This is a genomic window from Kitasatospora sp. NPDC004669 (genome assembly GCF_040609455.1).
Lineage (GTDB): Bacteria > Actinomycetota > Actinomycetes > Streptomycetales > Streptomycetaceae > Kitasatospora.
Map to the genome: position 1 here is coordinate 96,833 of NZ_JBEXKB010000024.1, position 19,820 is coordinate 116,652.

Sequence of the window (19,820 nt, forward strand, 5' to 3'; positions counted from 1 at the left end):
GCACCGACCGTCCGGCACGCACCGGCCCCCGTCGGGGACGGGGGCCGGTGGACTCGGGGCGGCTACGTGCAGTTCTCGTCGATCTTGTACTGGAGCGCCTTCGGGTAGTCGTGCCGACTGAGCCGGACGCGGGCCAGGATCGGCGCGTGGTTGAGGTCGTTGCCGGGATCGGCGATGTCCAGCAGGAGTGAGTCGAGCTCGGTGTGGGTGGTGAGTGCGTACCCGTGCATCCGGTCCTTGTCCGTGCCGAAGACCTCGGCCAGCTTCTCGTAGCGCCACGGGTGCAGCACGTTGTAGAAGTCGGCGCCGTCGGACGGCTTCTCCTTGTAGTAGCAGGGGCTGACCAGCATCTGCTCGATGCCGTAGAAGCCCTCGTTGTCCAGGACGAAGATCACCGGCCGCAGGTGGTGGCGTACCTGGGTGGACAGCTCCTGGCAGATCTCCTGGAACGAGCCGTCCCCGACGAACACCAGCGGGCGCTTCATCGGCTGTTGTCGGCCCAGCGCCACGCCGGTGGCCGCGCCGACGGAGTAGCCGATGGACAGCCAGCTGTTCTGGGCCAGGAAGCCGGCCCGCTCGGTGATCCGCAGGTTCATCGAGCCGAGCAGCGCGAACGCCGCGTCCGAGACCACCGTGAACGGCGAAGGGGCCTGCGGGTCCCCGCCGGTGGCCTGGTGCTCCAGGAAGAAGTTGATGTGCTGGAAGAAGCTGTCGTAGGTCAGCTCCGACGGGTACTGGTCGCTGCTCAGTGAGTCGAGGAAGTCGGCCGTGCTGGCCGGGACGTCCAGGCCCGCCGCGTGCGCCAGCGCGAAGTGGTCGGCCGAGAAGGTCTGTCCCGCCAGGGCTCTGCTCAACGCGGCGATGAACCGGCCGAGTCGTACCTCGGGGAAGTACTTGGCGCCGACGCTGACTCCGTCGCGTGCCGCCACGATCCAGTCGTCGCCGATGGACTGCTCGCCGCCGAGGTTCTTGGACGTGGACCAGGTCCCCAGGCCGATCCGGCACCCCGCGTTCTTGAAGGTCTTCCGGATCTCCGGCAGGCTCGCCTTGCCGTTGTAGACGCCGGCGAACAGCGGGTGCCGTTCGGACACCACGGACTTCGCACCGACCGTGGTGCAGAACTGCATCCGGGTGGTCTGCACGAACTCCAGCAGCTCGTTCTCCAGCCGCTGGCGGACCAGTTCCTCGCCGGCCCAGACGATCGGTGTGCCGAACTTCCTGATCAGCTCCACCGCCGCCGTGACGGCCTTCTCCAGCATGTCCTTGTTCCGCTTGGTGAACGGCCGCTCGTGAGCGCGGAGTTCACCCTGCGGACGCTCGCAGGGCGCGTGCCAGAGGTCCTCCATGACCTCCAGGTAGACCGGCTTGCGCTCGGTCAGGCACGCGGTGATCGCGCTGTCGATCTGCGAGGGCGCGAGTCCCGGGTTGGAGAGCACCTGTGCGTCCACCGTGACCTGCCGGTAGACGTCCAGGTTGCTCTCCCGGCGCGGGCTCATGTGCGAGGTGAGCAGGCCGACCGCCTGCTGGTTGAGCCACTGCTCGTAGGACGGCGCCGCGTTGATCGCGATCAGCGGTACGTCCTCGACGTACGCGCCGCCGATGGTGTTGAGCAGACTGAACGCGCCCACCCCGTAGGTGACCGCGACGGCGCCGATGCCCTGCTCGCCCTTGGCCGGGTCGGCGTCGGCGGCCCGCACCCGGGCGTAGGCGTCCGCGGCGTAGCCGCCGCCCATCTCGGTCGGTGTGCCGATCCAGCGTACGCCGGTGGTGGCCTGCATGATCGTCAGGAACGGGCCGAGAAAGTCCCCCGGCACCCCGAACAGGTACCGGATGCCCAACTGCTCCAGCCTGGTGGCCAGGTAACGGGCCACCGTCCATTCGTCGTTGCCGCTCATCCGCGCATCGCCTCCTGTCGGCTCTCCCGTCGGACCTGAACCTCGGGCCGGATCTCCGGTTCGGCCGCGGCCGGAGGCGGTGGCGCCTCGTGCACGGCGACGGCAGCCCGGACGGCGGTCTCCACCGCGCCCTCGATCCAGGCGTGCTTGAGCGAGACGTGCTCGCCGGCGAAGTGCACCGGGCCCTCCGGCTTGACCACGTCGAGGTGAAAGCTGGTCATCTGGTGCGGGGTGTACACGGCCGCCTCGCCGAAGGCGTACGGGTCGCGTAGCCAGCTCTGGGTCTTCCCGTAGCCGGTGTAGAACACCTCGATCCGCCGGCCGTGCACCGACTGGAGGTTGCGCAGCGCGTAGACGTACCGCTCGTCGTCCTCCATGGAGTCCCAGCGCACCGCGTCGTCCGACCAGCTGTAGCTGGCCAGCACCACCCCGCCGCCGTCGCCGTCGGGCACCGGGTGCGAGGGGTAGTACATGAAGCGGTTCGGGTTGTCGGTGGTCGAGCCGCCGCCGAAGCAGTCGGTGGCGGGGCGCACGCTCGCCCGGAGCAGCGGGGTGTGCCGGTAGACCTCCCGCTGGGCCCGGCTGATCCGGTGCTCGTCCACGCTCGCGTGCGCGCCGAGCAGGACCTCCGGCAGGTTGCGCGGGGGCCGGTGGCCGTTGTGGGCGGCGGCCACGGCGGCCTCGGCGTCATCCTCACCGGCCCGCTGGTAGTACTCGTACAGGCCGGGCGCGATGGAGTCGAGTTCGACCTTCCAGTCCGCCTCGGTGAACTCCCACCAGCGGCGGGAGAACTCCAGCAGCACCTTGGTGGCCTGGTCGTAGTGGGTCTCGATGATCGCCCGGCGCTTCTTGTAGGAGAACGGGGGCGTCACCTGGACGAACCGCAGGGCGGAGAACGGGACCGTGACGATCGCGAAGTCGCCCTTCCAGACGGTGGGTTCGGCCTCCGGGTCGTCCTCGGGGACGGTCTGGACGGCGACCCGGGGCCCGACCGGGCCGACGTTCCGGGCTCCGCCGCCGTCCCGGCGCGGGTCCCAGTACTCCATCCGGATCATCCGCTCGCCCATCCGCAGCTCCTCCCGGAGCTCGTCGGCGAGCGCGTCGGGCAGCTTCCAGCTGCCGCCCGCGATCTCCCAGTAGGTGGCGTTCGGGTTGATGTCGCTGCGGCCCAGGAAGGTGTGGAAGAAGGCCAGGTGCAGCCGTGAGGTCATGTTCTCGATCGTGCCGATCGCCTCGATGGCCTCGTCGCTGAAGCCCGCGTACTCGCGCAGGAAGCGGCCCATCGAGTAGCCGTCGAAGTCGCGGATCACCCGGGCCCAGCCGTCCAGCCACTCGGTGAACGGCTTGTTCACCCGTTTGCCGCCCCTGATCACCGAGTAGTAGTCGCGGACAGGCTCCAGCGCCTGGTTGACCATGTCGGTGGCGGTGATCCGCACCTCGTCGCCGGTGAGGTGGAAGCCCTCGTTGACGCAGCTCGGGTCGGCGGCGTACTCCTTGCGGCGGGCCTGGATCCGGTTGGTGCGGATCCAGGAGTTGAAGCGTTTGACCGGCTCGCGGAAGTCCGGGCTGTCCGCGCCGTACTTCCAGACCTTGCCGGGTTCGAAGGACTCGTAGACCACCGGCGGGACGGGCGCGTTCTGCTTGCCGGTGTCCGGATCGACGTCGACGTTGAAGAACAGCTGCCGGTGCAGGCCGAGGCTGTCGACCAGCGCCAGGGTGAGCGGGTGGAAGCTGGGCAGCCGCATCGCCCCGGCCTCCGCGTACTGCTTCGGGTCGCGGAACGGTCCGTCGACCTCGTCGTCGGTGGAGCGGAAGGTCTTGATCCGCCCGCCCACCCGGTTGGCGTTGGCCTCCAGGACGGTGACGTTGTGTCCGGCGTCCTTGAGCAGCTTCCCGGCGACCAGGCCCGCGATGCCCGCGCCGATGATCAGCACGTCCTTGGGCTGGTCCGTCTCCGGGATGCCGTCCTTGATCAGGACGTCGAGGTAGCGCAGCTTCAGGTCCTTGTCGTCCGGACCGACCAGCAGCAGCTCGCGCGCCAGCTGTCGACACGTCTGCCAGCGGGCGCGGTCGCCGGCTGTGCCCTCGATGACGGGGTTCTCCATGGTGTCTCCTCGGGGGTGCTCGGCGGTCAGGAGCCGACCGGCTTGTTGGGGAGGTCCTTGCCCTCGGCGAGGAGGCGCAGCGTGGTGATCGAGGGGGTGAAGGCGTAGAGCGCGCCCGTGGTGCGGACGAAGCGCTTCATGTCGACCGTGCCGTGGGTGCCGTCCGCGAGCGCGATCGAGGCCGGGCCGGCGAGGCCGATGACCTTGTCGGGGCCGTTGGCGACCATCTGGTCGGGCCGGCTTTCCCCGGGGGGGAACGTGGCGGAGTTGGACCAGTGCTGCTGGACCAGTTCGAACTGCTCTTCCAGCGAGGTGCCGTAGCAGACGAACATCAGCCCGCGGTCCTTGCCGTCGTCCGGGCCGCCCTTGAACTCGGGGCCGTACGGGATGCCGCGTCGCATCAGGCGGTGGCTCTTCGGCTTGTGGTCGACGATGCCGGCGAAGGCGCGCGGGTGGGTGCGGCGGATGTGCGCGACCCAGGGGGTGTGCTGACCGGTGGGGTCGTCCTGGTAGTCGAAGTCGTTGCGGTCCGAGCCGAGGCCGGTCACGGCGTTGGACGGCGGGGCGAGCGGTGTGCCGTCCTTGGCCCGGCCGACCAGGCAGGCGCCGAGCCGGTTGGCGTCCATGGTCCCGGTGAAGTTCTTGACGCCGTCCACCACGGCCTTGTTCCAGCCCGGGACGTCCTGGCGAAGCCGGCGCACCACCTGGAGGGAGCCGTTCTTCATCCACTCGGGCGCCTTCCGGTCGCCCGTCTCGCTCTTGTGGCCGAAGACGAACTCGCCGGGTTCGATCAGCTCGGTCCCGGCGTGGTTGTCGCGGAAGCCCTTGCGGCCGGCGTCCTCGCGGTGGAAGTCCTTGACGCCGGGCTGGGAGATGCCGTCCTTGTAGCCGAAGTGCTCGTGCCCCTTCAGCGGGCCCGTCAGGGTGCGGCCCTCGTCCACGTGGACGCGCGTGATCTGGTGGGTCTGCTCGACCGCGTCGAGGTTCTTCAGCTTCTCCTTCAGCAACTCCTCGGTGTCCGCGGCGACGATGAGGACCGCGTGCACGGCCTTGTCGCCGGTCCCGGCGCCGAACAGCCACCGCTTGGGGTCGCTCTCGCCGGTGTCCCCGAGGTCCTCGGCCCGCGCGGCCGCGCCCGCGCAGAACGACCTGAAGGTGCTGAGGTCCTTCTTGACCTGATCGGGCCTGTTGGCGATCGTCACCAGGCCCTCGAAAGTGAGCGAGACCCCGCAGCGGACGGCCGTGATGGCGGGGTCACGGCCGAAGGCCCGGCGGGACAGCGAGAACTGCTCGTTGAAGTCCTCGGTCTCGCTGGTCGTCGCGACGGTGTTGAGGATCGCGGAGAGCCAGCCGCGGCCCTTGGCGGCGTCCGGGAAGTGCAGATAGCGGAAGTCCATGAAGTCCTTGTTGAACGCCGCCAGGATGTTGCCCTGGATGTCGGTGTTCGTACGCAGCTTCGGCTGGGGCAGCTGCTCGATGGACGGTACGGCGGTGGGGCGGGTGGGGGTCGTGGTCACGCTCGGGCTCCTTGGTTGCAGGCAGGGGTGATCGCGAAGTGTGATGGGTCTGACACTCAACGTAGCTTCGTCGTCGAGAGTCCTGTCAACCGGACGTCAGCCTCCCGACGGGCTCACGCAGTGTCACCGCCGGCCGTGCGGGTCCGCTGATCACCGTGGGGGCGGTCGCGCGCTGACCGGCTCTACACCTTGCTGCCGTCCTTCGAACGGGCATGTTCCGGGAGGCCGTTGGCGAGGTCCTCGACCAGCAGGCGCCAGGCGATGGCGTCCGCGGCGGTGCGCAGCTGGGGGCTGCGGGGGCGGCCGGCGTCGGCGTCCAGGCGGGCGTTGAGCCAGCCCGACCAGGCGCGGCCGAGGGCCTGGACCTCATGGGTGCCGGCCTCGGTGTGGGCGAGGCGGTCGCCGTCGCGGGTGAGGTAGCCCTCGGTGGCCATCCGGTCGAAGACCGGTTCCAGCACCTCGGGCGGCACCTTCTTGCGGGTCGCGATGAGGTCGAGGGAGGCGTGGCCGAGGGCCTTGGTGTGGGTGGCCACCTCCATCAGGGCCCAGGCCCCGGCGAGGTCGACCCGGGTGTCGGCGTCGCCGACGATCGTCCGTACGGTGTCGAGGTCCACGCCGCGCACGATCGTGCAGACCGCGTACTCCAGGTGCGGGTCGGAGTCGCTGGTGGTCGGCTGGGCGAAGCCCTCGCCCATGTCGGTGGAGGTGGCCCTGGTGGTGTCGCGCAGCTCCACCTGCTTGAGGAGGAGCGCGACCACGAAACCGACCACGGCCACCGGGACGGTCCACAGGTACACGGTGTGCAGGGCGTCCGAGTAGCCCTGGACGATCGGTGCGGCCTGGTCGGCGGGGAGTGCGTGCAGGCCCTGCGGGCTCTCGGCGGCGCGGGCGAGCACGGCCGGGTCGGCGCCGGTGAGGCGGGCGGCGGAGGAGACGCCTGAGGCAAGGGCGGTCTTGAGACCGTTGGCGTAGACGGTGCCGAACACGGCGGTGCCGAAGGAGCTGCCGATGGTGCGGAAGAAGGTCACTCCGGAGGTCGCGGTGCCGAGGTCCGCGTAGTCGACGGTGTTCTGCACGGCGATGGTCAGCACCTGCATGGTCAGCCCGATGCCGACGCCGAGCACGAACATGTAGAGGGAGGCCGGCGCGGTGCTCGTGCCCGGTTCGAGCCGGGAGAGCAGGTAGAGGCCGACCGCCATCACCAGGGTGCTGACGATCGGGAACATCCGGTACTTCCCGGTCTTGCTGACCGCGTTGCCGCTGGCGATCGAGGCGATCAGCAGGCCGATCACCATCGGCAGCATCCGCACGCCGGAGACCGTCGCCGAGTCGCCGTCCACGTACTGCAGGAAGGTCGGCAGGAAGGTCAGCGCCCCGAGCATCGCGAAGCCGACGATGAAGCTGAGCACCGAGCAGACCGCGAACACCGGGTTGCGGAACAGCCGCATCGGCAGCATCGGTTCGACCGCCCGGGTCTCCACCCAGCAGAACAGAGCGAGTGCCACCGCGCCGCCCGCGAACAGGCCGGTGATCACCCCGGAGTCCCAGGCGTACTGGTTGCCGCCCCAACTGGTCGCCAGGATCAGGGCGCCGGCGCCGACCGCGACCAGTGCGATGCCCAGGTAGTCGATCACCGGCCGCACCGTCGAGCGCACCGACGGGATGGTCCGGGCGGCCGCGGCCACCACCACGACGGCGATCGGCACATTGACGTAGAACGCCCAGCGCCAGGACAGGTGGTCGGTGAACAGCCCGCCCAGCAGCGGTCCGATCACCGTGGCCAGGCCGAACACCGCGCCGATCGCGCCCTGGTACTTGCCGCGCTCGCGCAGCGGGATGACGTCCGCGATCAGTGCCATGGCGGTGACCATCAGACCGCCCGCGCCGATGCCCTGGAGGGCCCGCCAGGCGATCAGCAGGATCATGTCGGTGGCCAGGCCGCACAGGAACGAGCCGGTGATGAAGACGATCGCCGAGACCTGGAACAGCAGCTTGCGCCCGAACAGGTCGCCGAACTTGCCGGCCAGCACGGTGGCCACCGTCTCGGCCAGCAGATAGGACGTCACCACCCAGGACATGTGGGCGGCCCCGCCGAGGTCCGCGACGATGGTGGGCAGCGCGGTGCCGACGATGGTCTGGTCCAGGGCGGCCAGCAGCATGCCGAGCACGATGGTGCCGAAGACGACGTTGCGCTGCCGCACGTCGAGCACCGGCGGGGCGGAGGGCTGGGTCTCGGTGGCGACGGTCATGCCGCCAGCCTCGGGGCCGTACGGGCCGGTCGCGATCCGGTTCGGCCGTTCGGGTGGGGGCGGGGGGGCGTTGTGCCTTCGCCCGGGCCCGGGTGGCGGCGCCGGGTGCGGCGGGCGACGATGGGCCGGAGCTGGGGCGTGTCTCGCGGATCCCTGCCCAGTTCGCCGGCCCCCGGACTCCGGGAAGGGGCTCCTGATGATCGCCCAGTCCTCCCGCAACGCGGTGAACCCCGAGCCGCCCGGCGCCTCCGCCGTCGGCGGGCGGGCCGAGGTGCGGCGCTGGCGGGCGCTCGCCGTCTGCCTGGTCGCCGGGTTCATGACCCTGCTGGACGTCAGCATCGTGAACGTCGCCCTGCCGACCGTCCGGGCCGGGCTGCACATGTCCGACAGCGGCCTGCAGTGGGTGCTCAGCGGCTACGCGCTCGCCTTCGGCCTGGTGCTCGTCCCGGCCGGGCGGCTCGGCGACGCCCGCAGCCGGCGGGCCGTCTTCCTCGCCGGGCTCGCCCTGTTCACCGCGGCCAGCGCACTGGCCGGGGCGGCGCAGAGCCAGGAGTGGCTGGTGCTGGCCCGGCTGTTCCAGGGCGCGGCCGGCGGGGTGCTGGTGCCGCAGGTGTCCGGCTTCATCCAGACCCTGTTCCAGGGGGCCGAGCGCGGCCGGGCCTTCGGCGCGCTCGGCGCGGTCATCGGGCTGTCCACCGCCGTCGGACCGCTGCTCGGCGGCCTGCTGATCCACCTGTTCGGCCCGCAGGACGGCTGGCGTTGGGTGTTCCTGGTCAACCTGCCGATCGGCGCCGCCGCCCTGCCGATCGCCTACCGGCTGCTCCCGCCGCCGCGCCCGGCCGCCGACCGGGCCGGGCACCGCGACTTCGACCCGGTCGGGGTGCTGCTGCTCGGCGCCGGGACGGTCGCGCTGCTGCTGCCCTTCATCCAGGGACAGCAGTGGCACAGCTCGGCGCGCTGGCTGCTGCTGCCGGTGGCGGCGGTGCTGCTGGCGGCCTTCGTCGGATGGGAGCGGCACTACGCGCGGCGGTGCGAGCCCTTGGTGAGCATGGCGCTGTTCGCGGTCCGCCCGTACGCGGCGGGGGTGCTGCTGTCGCTGGTGTACTTCGCCGGGTTCACCGCGATCTTCTTCATCTTCACGCTCTACCTCCAGGTGGGCCTGCACTACTCGGCGCTGACGGCGGGCCTGGCGATCACCCCCTTCGCGATCGGCTCGGGCGTGTCGGCGGCGGTCGGCGGACGGCTGGTGAGCCGGCTCGGACGGCGGCTGGTGGTGGCGGGGCTGCTGCTGGTGCTGCTCGGCCTGGTGGCCTCGGCCCTGGCGGTGCAGCTGTGGTCGGGCCCCGCGGTGGCCTGGACGACGGTCGGCCCGCTGCTGGTCGCCGGGGTCGGCAGCGGACTGGTGATCTCCCCGAACCAGACGCTCACCCTCCAGCAGGTCCCGCTGGCCCGCGCCGGCAGCGCCGGCGGTGTGCTGCAGACCGCCCAGCGGGTCGGCTCGGCGGTCGGCATCGCGGTGGTCGGTTCGGTCTTCTTCGCCCACGCCGGCGGCCGCCACCCGGACTGGGCGCTGGCCTTCCAACTGGGCACGACGGTGGCGGGGGGCCTGGTGCTGCTGGCGCTGCTGGTGGCGCTGGCGGACGAGGTGGCGGGCCACCGGCGGTAGCCGGGGTGGCGGCGGGCCGGGGGCCGCGTCGAGGCCGCCGGGCGGGAGACCCTGGCCGCGCTGCGCCGCATGGTGGTCGCGCTGCGCCAGGCCCGGCTGCTGGCCAAGTTGGACGCCCGGGACCGGGTACAGCTGGTCATCCTGGCCTACGAGGCGGGCCTGGTCTCCGTCCCCGGCTGACCAGGCCCACCCGGATCAGCGCTTGATCGCCACGCCCGCGTACATCGCGATGTCCTGGTCGCGGACCACCGGGGCGTCGGCGTCCGGCCTCCAGTGGTGGACCAGGGTGACGCCGGGGTCGAGCAGCTCGTAGCCGTCGAAGAAGGCCTCGGTCTCGGGCTTGTCGCGGATCTGCAGCGGGATGCCGCGGGCGTTGTACTCCCGGCCGACGCCGCCGACCCCGACCGGGTCGGTGTCACCGGTGAACACCGTCAGGGCGAGGAAGCTGCCGGGCGCCAGCGCGTCCATGAAGCGGCGCACGATGCCCTGCGGATCGTCCTCGTCCAGCACGAAGTGCACGATCGCGATCAGCGACAGCGCCACCGGCTGCGAGAGGTCGAGCACCTCGCGCAGCCGGGGGTCGTCGATGATCGACTCCGGGTCGCGGAAGTCGGCGTCCACGTAACAGGTGCGGCCCTCGGGCGTGCTGGACATCAGGGCCCGCGCGTGGGTCAGCACGATCGGGTCGTTGTCCACGTACGCGACCCGGGTGTCGGGGGCGATCGCCTGGGCGATCTCGTGCACGTTGGGCGAGGTGGGGATGCCGGTGCCGATGTCCAGGAACTGCCGCACCCCGTACCGCTCGGTGAGGTGGCGCACCGAGCGCTGCATGAAGTCGCGGGTGGTGCGCATCGAGATCGGCAGCGACGGCCAGGCCTGCACCGAGGCGGACGCGGCCACCCGGTCCGCCTCGAAGTTGGTCTTGCCGCCGATGAGGTAGTCGTAGACCCGCGCGGAGTGCGGTACGTCCATCCGCAGGTCCACCGAAGGGTAGTCCTCCCGCGGCTCCTGCTGCGATTCCTGCTGGGCCCGGACCTCGTTCGCCATGCTCGCCCTCCCGTTGTCGCTGGGCATCCGTCACCGGCCGCCACGACGGCGGTCCTTGGTGCGCATGGTAACGGTGTCCCGGTGCGACCAGATGACGATCGCTCAGGCCTGGGCCTCCGGACTGCGGGGTTCGACCATCGGCGCCCCCGCCTGGCGGGGCAGCGTGCCACGGTCGGGACGCCCGCCGGACAGCTCCACCGCCGCGCCGACCCAGGCCGCACCGAAGGCCCAGGTCGCCACCCACTCGGACAGGTACATCGGCCGCACCGTCCAGTCCGTACCGAACCCGGACAGCCCGCAGACCACCACGGCCAGTAGCGCGACGAGGATCAGTACCCCCGCCCCCAGGTAGGCCGCGCCGACCCGGGCCGGCTGTGTCGAGCGCGGATTGCGGAAGGAGTAGAGGCAGAACAGCGCCAGCATCACGAACAGCAGCGCGGCGAAGACCAGATGGAACCCCCCGATCACCCGCTGCGCCTCCGTCGGGTCCCGCGGCGCCGTCGGGCACAGCGCGACCCCGAGCGCGAACACTCCGGCCGCCGTACTCCACCGGTCGTCCCGCCGGTCGAAGCGGTAGCAGATCAGGAACACCCCGAGTGCGCAGAGCGCCCCGACGAAGATGTTCCGCGTCCCGCCGTAGTACGCGGCGCTCATCGAGGTGGGCCAGAACCCGTCGGTGCCGCGCCCCGTCACCTCGTCGGCCAGCCAGTTGCCGAGCGGCAGCGCCGGCGGCAGCAGGATGCCGATCGCCCCGACGCCGAAGCGCAGGAAGCTGACGGTGCGTTCGTCCTGGAAGCGCTGCTGGGGGGAGTCGGGGGTTCTCTCGCTGCGCAGGTCGTCGCTCATGGACGCCTCCTCGCCTTCCGTACGGGCAGCCGTGGCCCGCGGACCGTCCGGCCGCTGGGGAGTCACATGAGGCGGTGTCGACGGGCGCCGCCGCACGGAAGCGGCCGTCAACTGGTGTACCCGCAAAGGCACGCAGCCCACCATGGATCAGGTGGTTTGCGGGGTACTCGACTTGACGCCGCAAGAAGTGCGCGCGGCCCGCCACCGCGGTGCGCTCGGTGACGGGCCCGGGGGCTCAGGAGGCCGGCGTACCGGCCCGGTCGGCGAGGGCGTTGAGCAGGGCGGCCCCGCGCTCGGCGTCATCGATGCTGACCGCGAACTCGGCGCCCTTGCGAGTGCGGACGACCAGGCAGCTGCCGCCGCGCAGCATCACGGTGGTGCCCAGGTCGTTCACCCGGTAGCCGAAGCCGCCCGCCTGGGCGGCGGTGCGCCGCTCGGCGCGCGCCGACTCGATCTCGGCGGGGGACCAGTGCCGCCGGGGCCAGCCGAAGGGGCCGAAGCCGACCACCAGCCCCTTCGCGGTCACCCGGGCCTGGACGGAGGAGACCCCGAGCGTGGCCAGCGAGACGGTAGCGAGCGGGGTCAGCAGCGCCCAGTGCGGACCGGTCAGCCCGGTGCCCGCGGCCACCGCGGTACCGACGGCGCCGAGACCGAGGACGGCGGAGGCCAGCTGCAGCCACGGGTTGGAGGTCCAGGAGAGCCAGACCACCTGCTCAGCGGCCGGGAGCCGCATCACCGGGCCGCGCGCGGTCGCGCCGGTGCCCGCGGGGGCGGTGCCGGGCCGCCGGGTCGCCAGGCCGGTGAGCACCGCCGCCAGGCCGGTCAGCGCGATGATGACGACCACCCAGAAGCCCGGAGAGGCGGCGTCCTGCCAGCGCGCGCGGTCCAGGTTGGACTGCACGATCGAGGCCTGCGCCCCGGTCAGCAGGACTCCGCCGCCCGCGAGCAGGGCGCCGGGCAGGCCGGAGGCCCGGCTGCTGCGGAAGCGGCGGGTGATCACCGCGCCGAGCACCACCACCAGCCAGAGGCCGGCCGGGAACAGGGCCGCCGCCGTCACCGACATCGAGCCGTCCGGGCGGCTGCCGTCGAAGTGCGTGGCCATCGGGTCCGGCAGCCGGTCGCGCGCGGCCAGTGGCATGACGATCAGCAGCGCGAGGACGCCGAGCGCCCAGACCGCCCCCGCCCAGATCACCCCCCGCCTCGTCGTTGATGCCGGCTCCGTTCCCACCGGCTCCGAATCGTTCACGACATCCCCCTGATCAAATCCACGAGATCGTTCCTGCTGTAGCCGGCCCGGGCCGCGTCGGCGATCAACTGCCGCACCCGGTCCACCAGTTCGGCGCGCGTTCCGGCGTCCGCGGCGACCGTGATGCCACGGCCCCGGCGGAACTCCAGCACCCCCTCGTCGCGCAGGGCGCGCAGCCCGCGCAGGACGGTGTTGGTGTTGACGCCGAGGGCCCGGGAGAGCTCCCGGGCGGGCGGCAGCTTGTCGCCGGGGGCGCACTCGCCCTCCGCGACGGCCCGTCGGATCGCGCCCGCCACCTGCTCGTGCAGCGGGCGGGCATCGCCAAGGTCCAGCTTCAGCAACATGGTGCTACTGACGATAGCACCATCCCAATCTGGTGCGTACAGGCGATCCACGGCCGACCATGGACCTGGAGGCGGTGCGGTGAGCGGACGACTGCGGGTGTTCCTGGGGGCGGCGCCGGGGGTCGGGAAGACCTACGCCATGCTCGCCGAGGGGCGGCGGCTGCGCGACGACGAGGGCCTGGACGTCGTGGTCGGCCTGGTCGAGACGTACGGTCGCCGGGGCACCGGCCAGCAGCTCGGCGACCTGCCGGTGCTGCCCCGCCGGACCGTCCACTACCGGGGCGCCGAGTTCACCGAGCTCGACGTGACCGCCCTGCTCGCCCGCCGCCCCGCGCTCGCCCTGGTCGACGAACTCGCCCACAGCAACGCCCCCGGCAGCCGCCACGCCAAGCGCTGGCAGGACGTCCGCCAGCTCCTCGACGCCGGCATCGACGTCGCCACCACCGTCAACATCCAGCACCTGGAGAGCCTCAACGACGTCGTCGAGCAGATCACCGGCGTCGCCCAGCGCGAACGGATCCCCGACGAGGTGGTGCGCGCCGCCGACCGGATCCAACTGGTCGACCTCAGCCCCCAGGCCCTGCGCACCCGGATGGCCCAGGGCGAGATCTACCCGCCCGACCGGGTCGACATCGCCCTCGACCACTACTTCCGGGCCGGCAACCTCGGTGCCCTGCGCGAACTCGCCCTGCTCTGGCTGGCCGACCGGGTCGAGGAGGAACTCGCCGACTACCGCGCCCGGCACGGCATCCGCGCCCCCTGGGAGACCAAGGAACGCATCGTCGTCGCCCTCAACGGAGCCCCGCAGGGCGAACACCTGATCCGCCGCGGCGCCCGCACCGCCACCCGGGTGCACGGCGAACTGATCGGCGTGCACATCCGCCCCGACGACGGCAGCACCACCCGCGAGCCGCCCGGCCTGGCCGGGCAGCGCGCCCTGCTGCACGAACTGCACGGCAGTTACGTCGAGGTCAGCGCCGGCGACGTCGCCCGCGCCCTGGTGGACTTCGCCCACGCCGAGAGCGCCACCCAGATCCTGCTCGGCCCCACCAGCCGCAGCCGGCCCCGCGAACTGCTCTCCGGCTCGGTCATCAACCGGGTGATCCGGCTGGCCGGCCCGATCGACGTCCGGGTGCTGCCCCCGCCCGAACCCGGCCTGCTGGCCGTCCCGCCCGCCCCCGGACACCGCCGCCCGGCCGCCGTCCCACTGCCCCGACGCCGACTCGCCTGGCTGCTCGGCCCGGCCACCGCCGTCGCCCTCGCCTGGGCGCTCTCCCCGTTGCGCGGCTCGCTCGCGCTCGCCGGCGTGCTGCTCTGCCTGCTGCTCGCCGTCGCCGCCACCGCCCGGCTCGGCGGACTGCTGCCCGCCGCCGGCACCACCGCCGCCGGGGCGCTCGCCGCCGACTGGTTCTTCACCACGCCCTGGCACAGCTTCACCGTGCGACGCGGCGCCGACCTCGCCGTACTGCTGCTCTTCCTCGCCGTCGCCGGGATCATCTCCCACCTGATCGACGGCCTCGCCCGCCGCTCCCAGCAGACCGACCGGGCCCGCGCCGAGGCCGCCGTGCTCGCCCACCTGGCCGGGGAGACCGTCCAGTCCGGCGCCCGGGCACTGCCCGACCTGGTCGCCGAACTTCGCCAGGTCTTCGGCCTGGACGGCGCCGTCGTCCTGGTCCGTACCGGGCAGCTCTGGCAGCCCGCCGCCGCCTCCGGGGCCGCCTACCCGCTGCGCCCCGACGAGGCCTCACTCACCGTCGACCTCGGCTCCGGCGCCGTCCTCGCACTGCGCGGACCGGCGCTCAGCGAGGAGGACACCCGGCTGCTGGGCCCGTACGTCACCCAGCTGCGGCTGGCCCGGGACCGCGAGCGGCTGGCCGCCCAGGCCGCCGCGGCCGAGACCCTCGCCCACACCGACGCCCTGCACACCGCGCTGCTGGAGGCGGTCGGCCAGGACCTGCGCGCCCCGCTCGCCGCGTTGCGCCGCGACGCCGCCGACCTGCCCGCCCCGCAGCGGCGGCGGATCGACGCCGGGGCGCGCCGGATGGAACGGCTGGTCGCCAACCTGTTGGACCTCAGCCGGCTGCGGGCCGGGGAGATCCCGGTGGTGCTGCGGCCCACCGTGCTGCGCCCGGTGGTGGCGGCCGCGCTCTCCGGTGAGGACGGCGATGTCCGGCTCGCCCTCGGCGACGGGCTGCCGCCGGTGCTCGCCGACCCGGGCCTGCTGGAGCGCGCCGTCGCCGACGTGCTGGCGGTGGCCGGGCGCCCGGCGGTGGTGGACGCGGGCACCGTGGCGGACCGCGTCCACCTGCGGGTGACCGCCCCGGGCGACGCCGAGCCGGTCGGGCTGACCGTCGCCCGGGGGTTCGTGGATGCGATGAACGGCGAACTCACCGCCGAACCGGCCCCGGGCGGCGGGACGGCCTACCTGCTCGACCTGCCGTGCGCGGCGGTGTAACGCCGCCGGCCGGCGCGCTCGGGCCCGTCGGGCTCTCTCGGCCGGGCGAACACCTCGTCATCGCCGCTGCCGTCGCACGAGCCCGCACCCGCTTGAAAGCTCGACATCGAACGGCCCGTGGGCATGCCGCTCCGCACGGGCGCTTCCATCCACCCATCCGGAGGGGGCCTTCGCCCGCCGGGTGGTTCGAACGGGTGGGACGGGTCTTGCGGGTCGTCCGCGTATCGGGTCGTCCGCGTATGGAGTGCGTTGGGAACTTCGCCCGGGCCGTCAGGAAGCCGTCAAGAGCCGCCGGTCGTCGGCCGGAGGGCGGTTGGGTGGAGACCGACGGACAACGGAACCACACGAGGACGGATCATGCACGGCAACGGGCGACACCAGGACAGCGCGGACCTCAGGGTGGTGGTCGGCGTCAGCGGGTCGCTGGGGAGCCTCGCGGCACTGCACCGCGGCGCCGCCGAGGCACGCGAACGCGGCGCCGTGCTGGTGCCGGTGCTCGCCTGGGAGCCGCCGGGCGGCGAGCTCGGCTACCGGCGCTCGCCCTGCCCGCCGCTGCTGGCCGCCGTACGGGAAGCCGCCGAGCAGCGGCTGAACGAGGCGCTGGACGCGGCCTTCGGCGGGGCCGACCCGGGTGTCCCGATGCGGCCGGTGGTGATCCGCGGCGAGTCCGGGCCCGCCCTGGTGCACGTCGCCGACCGCGCGGACGACCTGCTGGTGCTCGGTCGGAGCGGCGGACCGCTGCGCCGCCGGCTGCGGCGCTCGGTGTCCGCGTACTGCGCCAAGGAGGCCGGCTGCCCGGTGCTGACCGTCCCGGTGCCCGAGCTGTTGCACGACCTGGAGTCCCTCCACCGGCGCACCCGCTGGCACCTGCCGGTCGGCCCCGCGCCCGAGCTGATCGCGGCGAAGGGGTAGCCCGCGGTGCGGATGTATTCGGCGCGCCCCGGCGGCACCCGCTACCACCCGGTGCTGGACCGCCTCGCCGTCGGCACCTCCGGCACCGTCGCCCTGCTCGGCGGCGGCCTGCTCGCCCTCGCCCTCGGCGGCGTCGGCGAACTGCACTCCGGCTGGCTCGCCTTCGTCGCCTACCTGGCGCTCTGCGGCCTGGTCGGCGGCTTCTCCCGCCCCCAGGCCGCACCGGTGATCGGCCTGGCCGCCTGGCTGTGCTGCAACGCCTTCGCCGAACACCGGCACGCCGAACTCGGCTGGTCCGGCCCCTGGCCGGAGGCCTGGCACTACGCGATGTTCACCGCCACCGCCGTGCTGCTCTCCCTGCCCACGGCCCTGCCCCGCCGGACGGTGCGGGTGTCACTGCTGCGTCTGGACCGCACGGTCTGAGGCGCGCCCCGAGGACGGTCCGCCCGCGGGGGCGGACCACGCCGAACCCCGGGGCTCCGGCCGGTACTCCGGAGCCCTCGGCAACCGGTGGAAAACAGGTAAACGAGGCGCCCCGGCGCCTCGCGGTGGAGTGGCCGCCGTTCGGACAGCGGGTTCGCCGCCCGCAGCGGCCACTCCATCCGATCCGTCAGAGGCCGTTGCAGGTAGGGGAGTTGGGGACCCGGGGTGGGCGTAAGGGATAAGGGCGCGCAGAATGTCCGTATGCAGATGACGAACACGCCGAGGACCGCGACGGGCGAGGACACCGAGCCGGTAGCCCGGGTGCTGGCGCGGGCCTTCGGTGACGACCCGATGATGTGCTGGTTCTTCCCCGAGGGTGTCAGCCGCCCGGCCGCGCTGGGCAGTTACTTCACGACGCTGTTCACCCGGCAGTACCTGCCGTACGGGATGTGCGAGCGGACCGACGGCGCCGTAGCCTTCTGGGTGCCGCCGGAGGCGCAGGACAAGGCCGTCCCGGACGCGGAGACGATCCGGGAGCTGACCGAGCTGCTCGGTGAGCGGGCCGAGCCGTTCCGGCGCTCGGTCGAGGCGGCCGCCGCGAACGCGCCGCAGGAGCCGCACTGGTACCTGGCGGTGCTCGGCGCCGACCCGGTCGCCCAGGGGCGGGGGCAGGGCGCCGCCCTGCTGCGCTCGGGGCTGGCGAGGGCGGACGCGGACGGACTGCCGGTCTACCTGGAGTCCTCCAAGGAGGTGAACCTCGCCGTGTACGGGCACTTCGGCTTCGAGGTGCTGGAGGAGGTGCGGCTGCCGGAGAACGGCCCGACGCTGTGGGTGATGCGGCGGGCGCCGCGGGGCAGCGAAGGCGTGTAGCTCCGATGTCGGTCGGCGGTGGGGAGTTCGGTCGGGTGGCCGGGTTCGTGTCAGGTGGCAACAGCGGTGCGGGGCCGTGGCTTCCGGACACCGCCGGTGGCGCGCTGCTCGCGGGCCGTGGCCTCGACTACGCCCGTGTCCACGCCGTCCTCGACGCCGGCGAGGTGTCCCTGCCCGCCGACCCGCGCTCCGTGGAGGCCTACCTGGCCGCCGTCGCGGCCCAGGGCACCGAGCAGGTGGTCCGGGCGTTGTTGGAGGAGGTCACCCGCGCCCGCCGCCTGGTCGAGGCCATGGAACGCCGACCGTGATGCCCGGGGAAGGGGAACACCCGGGCGATGTCCTCGACCCGCGTCAACCGGTCGCCCATCGCCTGGGGCTTGTGGAAGGCGGTCTCACCCCTGCGGGACTGCGGGCCGGCAGGTGACGGTGGTCAGAGTACGGCGGCACCGAGCGTGATCGAGGCCAGCAGCATCAGCAGCCCCAGCGTCATGAAGCCGTACTCCACCCGCACCCGCTCCCGCCCGTCCACCAGCACCAGCCGAGGGTCCGCCGGGTCGTAGTGGATCGGTACGTAGCCGCCGTCCGGCAGCGGGTGGCGCGCCGTGGACGGGACGGGGGAGAAGACCTCGACCACCCGGCCGTCCTCGGTCTCGAACTGCAGCAGCGGACGCGGCGGCAACGCGCGGTCCTCCGGCGCCGGCACCCTGGCCCGCACCAGCGCCTGCACGGGCACCCCGACCCGGCGCAGCCGCCGCAGCTCGCGCAGCCCGACCACCCCGGCGAGGTAGGCGACCACGCCGCCCAGTGCGCCGAACACCACCACGGCGAATCCGGCCGTCCCGCCCACCGCGCCTCCCCGCCCGAGACTCCCCTGGGAACCCAGAACCCCAGAACACCAGTATCGCGCAGCGGAGGCGCTCCGGACGCCTCGGAATGGTCCAGTCCACTGTGGGTGGCGGCCTGTTCCTTCCCGCCACACCCACCGCGACACCGTCACCGGGGGCAGGGGCCCGGTGAACCCCGGGAACGAACTAGACCTCGCCGAGCGGCACGCCCGGGTCGGAGAGCCGCCCGGCGTCCACCGCCCGCCCCGAGCGCACCTGACATTCCCCTCGTAGCGTGGAGTTGTGACCAGAGGGGAAGTTGAGGGTCATGGCGGGGAAGAGGCGCTCGTACGACGCGGAGTTCCGTGCGGGGGCGGTACGCATTGTGACGGAGACCGGCAAGTCGGCCGCGGAGGTCGCGCGGGACCTGGGCGTGCACGAGAGCACGCTGCAGAACTGGGTCCACCGCGCGCGGGTGCGGGCGGACGTGGAGGCGGCGGGAGATCTGGGCGAGTCGGAGCGCGACGAGTTGCGCCGGCTGCGCGAGGAGAACGCCCGGCAGCGCAAGGAGATCGCCGAGCTCGGGATGGAGCGCGATGTCCTCAAGCGATCGGTGGTCCTGTGGGTGAAGGAGGCGATGAAGTGACGGTTGCGGGCTTCATCGCCGACCAGAGGACCGAGCACGGCGTCCCGCACACGATCGTCTGCCGGGCACTCGGGGTGTCCGAGTCGTGGTTCTACAAGTGGCGCAACCGCCCGGCCCAGCCGACCGTCCGCGAGGTTCGGCGGGCTGAACTGGCGGAGCGGATACGGCACTTCTTCGCCGCGTCCGGCGACACCTACGGCTCTCCGAGGATCACCCTCGACCTGTGGGCGGAGGGCTGGCAGGTGTCCGAGAACACCGTCGCCAAGATCATGGCCGAGCTGGGCCTGCAGGGCCGCAAGCCCCCTCGCCGGCGCCGGTCGCTGACCCGCCAGGGCAAGCGGAAGGCGGCCCGTGACCTGGTGCACCGCCACTTCGACGCCGTGGCGCCGAACGTGCTGTGGGTCGGTGACATGACCGAGATCGGCACGGGCGAGGGCAAGCTCTACCTGGCCACGGTGATCGACCTGTTCTCCCGCCGTCTGCTCGGCTACGCGATGGGCGCTCACCATGACACTGCCCTGGTCAGCGCCTCGCTCAAGATGGCTGCGGCCACCCGGGGCGGTCAGGTGGACGGCGTGATCTTTCACTCGGATCGCGGCAGCGAGGGCGGATTCAATCGGTCGTTGCAACACCTCGTCCTCGGAGGTGTTGATGGGCAGGCCAGCGGGATGGATGCAGGCGTTGACCGGGCGGTCGTCGATGAAGTCTCCTGGTGCGCCGGCGCTACGGCGGGAGGTGCAGCGCCAGTTCTGGCGGGAGATTGCGAAGGGGTTGC

General features: G+C 72.6%; 17 protein-coding genes and 2 pseudogenes. 9 read left to right on the forward strand and 10 right to left on the reverse strand.

Translation table 11 applies throughout. The annotated features are described in order from the left end of the window. Nucleotides 1–62: 62 nt before the first annotated feature. The 4 genes from ABZW30_RS21395 to ABZW30_RS21410 form a co-directional block, all read right to left on the reverse strand. On the reverse strand, nucleotides 63–1,895 hold the full coding sequence (locus tag ABZW30_RS21395; RefSeq protein WP_355672722.1) for a thiamine pyrophosphate-binding protein: 1,833 nt from the start codon (nucleotides 1,893–1,895) through the stop codon (nucleotides 63–65). Continuing rightward, nucleotides 1,892–4,000, reverse strand: coding sequence for an FAD-dependent oxidoreductase (locus ABZW30_RS21400; protein WP_355672723.1), 2,109 nt, complete (start codon nucleotides 3,998–4,000; stop codon nucleotides 1,892–1,894). The genes ABZW30_RS21395 and ABZW30_RS21400 overlap by 4 nt, the downstream gene beginning before the upstream one ends. A 26-nt stretch (nucleotides 4,001–4,026) precedes the next feature. Continuing rightward, the gene (locus tag ABZW30_RS21405; protein WP_355672724.1) at nucleotides 4,027–5,517 is read right to left on the reverse strand and encodes a Dyp-type peroxidase; all 1,491 of its coding nucleotides are present in this window, start codon (nucleotides 5,515–5,517) and stop codon (nucleotides 4,027–4,029) included. A gap of 182 nt (nucleotides 5,518–5,699) precedes the next feature. After that, a complete protein-coding gene (locus ABZW30_RS21410) occupies nucleotides 5,700–7,766 on the reverse strand; it encodes an MDR family MFS transporter (RefSeq protein ID WP_355672725.1) in 2,067 nt (688 codons plus the stop codon). A 196-nt stretch (nucleotides 7,767–7,962) separates the two neighbouring features. Between ABZW30_RS21410 and ABZW30_RS21415 the strand changes: the two genes are divergently transcribed. Both ABZW30_RS21415 and ABZW30_RS21420 read left to right on the forward strand, forming a co-directional pair. After that, complete coding sequence (locus tag ABZW30_RS21415; RefSeq protein ID WP_355672726.1) at nucleotides 7,963–9,432, forward strand: MFS transporter; 1,470 nt, start codon at nucleotides 7,963–7,965, stop codon at nucleotides 9,430–9,432. A gap of 93 nt (nucleotides 9,433–9,525) precedes the next feature. Next, nucleotides 9,526–9,612 (forward strand): annotated as a pseudogene (locus ABZW30_RS21420) (DNA-binding response regulator); the annotation flags it as partial. Nucleotides 9,613–9,627: 15 nt separating this feature from the next. On the opposite strand, the gene ABZW30_RS21425 reads toward ABZW30_RS21420, so the two are convergent. From ABZW30_RS21425 to ABZW30_RS21440, 4 genes are all read right to left on the reverse strand, one after another. After that, a complete protein-coding gene (locus ABZW30_RS21425) occupies nucleotides 9,628–10,404 on the reverse strand; it encodes an SAM-dependent methyltransferase (protein WP_355672741.1) in 777 nt (258 codons plus the stop codon). Nucleotides 10,405–10,581: 177 nt separating this feature from the next. After that, on the reverse strand, nucleotides 10,582–11,325 hold the full coding sequence (locus ABZW30_RS21430) for a hypothetical protein (protein ID WP_355672727.1): 744 nt from the start codon (nucleotides 11,323–11,325) through the stop codon (nucleotides 10,582–10,584). 235 nt (nucleotides 11,326–11,560) lie between these two features. Further along, nucleotides 11,561–12,517 (reverse strand): DUF1648 domain-containing protein, encoded by a 957-nt coding sequence (locus ABZW30_RS21435; protein WP_355672728.1) that lies wholly within the window; start codon nucleotides 12,515–12,517, stop codon nucleotides 11,561–11,563. Between the two features lie 50 nt (nucleotides 12,518–12,567). Beyond that, nucleotides 12,568–12,915, reverse strand: a complete 348-nt coding sequence (locus ABZW30_RS21440) for a GntR family transcriptional regulator (RefSeq protein ID WP_355672729.1) — start codon at nucleotides 12,913–12,915, stop codon at nucleotides 12,568–12,570. Nucleotides 12,916–12,994: 79 nt separating this feature from the next. On the opposite strand from ABZW30_RS21440, the gene ABZW30_RS21445 reads away from it, so the two are divergent. The 5 genes from ABZW30_RS21445 to ABZW30_RS21465 all read left to right on the forward strand — a co-directional run bounded on the left by ABZW30_RS21445 (nucleotide 12,995) and on the right by ABZW30_RS21465 (nucleotide 17,883). After that, nucleotides 12,995–15,370 carry a DUF4118 domain-containing protein gene (locus ABZW30_RS21445; RefSeq protein WP_355672730.1) on the forward strand — a complete coding sequence of 792 codons (2,376 nt, stop codon included), beginning with the start codon at nucleotides 12,995–12,997 and terminating at the stop codon, nucleotides 15,368–15,370. A gap of 357 nt (nucleotides 15,371–15,727) precedes the next feature. Further along, complete coding sequence (locus tag ABZW30_RS21450; RefSeq protein WP_355672731.1) at nucleotides 15,728–16,282, forward strand: universal stress protein; 555 nt, start codon at nucleotides 15,728–15,730, stop codon at nucleotides 16,280–16,282. A gap of 6 nt (nucleotides 16,283–16,288) precedes the next feature. Continuing rightward, nucleotides 16,289–16,705 carry a hypothetical protein gene (locus tag ABZW30_RS21455; protein WP_355672732.1) on the forward strand — a complete coding sequence of 139 codons (417 nt, stop codon included), beginning with the start codon at nucleotides 16,289–16,291 and terminating at the stop codon, nucleotides 16,703–16,705. Between the two features lie 261 nt (nucleotides 16,706–16,966). After that, complete coding sequence (locus ABZW30_RS21460) at nucleotides 16,967–17,575, forward strand: GNAT family N-acetyltransferase (protein WP_355672733.1); 609 nt, start codon at nucleotides 16,967–16,969, stop codon at nucleotides 17,573–17,575. 35 nt (nucleotides 17,576–17,610) lie between these two features. Then, complete coding sequence (locus ABZW30_RS21465; RefSeq protein WP_355672734.1) at nucleotides 17,611–17,883, forward strand: hypothetical protein; 273 nt, start codon at nucleotides 17,611–17,613, stop codon at nucleotides 17,881–17,883. A 122-nt stretch (nucleotides 17,884–18,005) separates the two neighbouring features. Here ABZW30_RS21465 and ABZW30_RS21470 read toward each other — a convergent pair whose 3' ends face one another. Both ABZW30_RS21470 and ABZW30_RS21475 read right to left on the reverse strand, forming a co-directional pair. Further along, entirely contained in the window at nucleotides 18,006–18,422 is a 417-nt protein-coding gene (locus tag ABZW30_RS21470) for a DUF3592 domain-containing protein (protein ID WP_355672735.1), read from the reverse strand. Between the two features lie 184 nt (nucleotides 18,423–18,606). Beyond that, nucleotides 18,607–18,729: a hypothetical protein gene (locus ABZW30_RS21475; RefSeq protein ID WP_355672736.1), complete on the reverse strand. Its 123-nt coding sequence runs from the start codon at nucleotides 18,727–18,729 to the stop codon at nucleotides 18,607–18,609. Between ABZW30_RS21475 and ABZW30_RS21480 the strand changes: the two genes are divergently transcribed. Together ABZW30_RS21480 and ABZW30_RS21485 are read left to right on the forward strand one after the other, a co-directional pair. Next, nucleotides 18,728–19,045, forward strand: coding sequence for a transposase (locus ABZW30_RS21480; RefSeq protein ID WP_355672737.1), 318 nt, complete (start codon nucleotides 18,728–18,730; stop codon nucleotides 19,043–19,045). The genes ABZW30_RS21475 and ABZW30_RS21480 overlap by 2 nt on opposite strands. Continuing rightward, nucleotides 19,042–19,590: pseudogene (locus tag ABZW30_RS21485) on the forward strand (IS3 family transposase); the annotation flags it as partial. The gene ABZW30_RS21480 and the pseudogene ABZW30_RS21485, both read left to right, overlap by 4 nt. Between the last annotated feature and the right edge of the window lie 230 nt (nucleotides 19,591–19,820).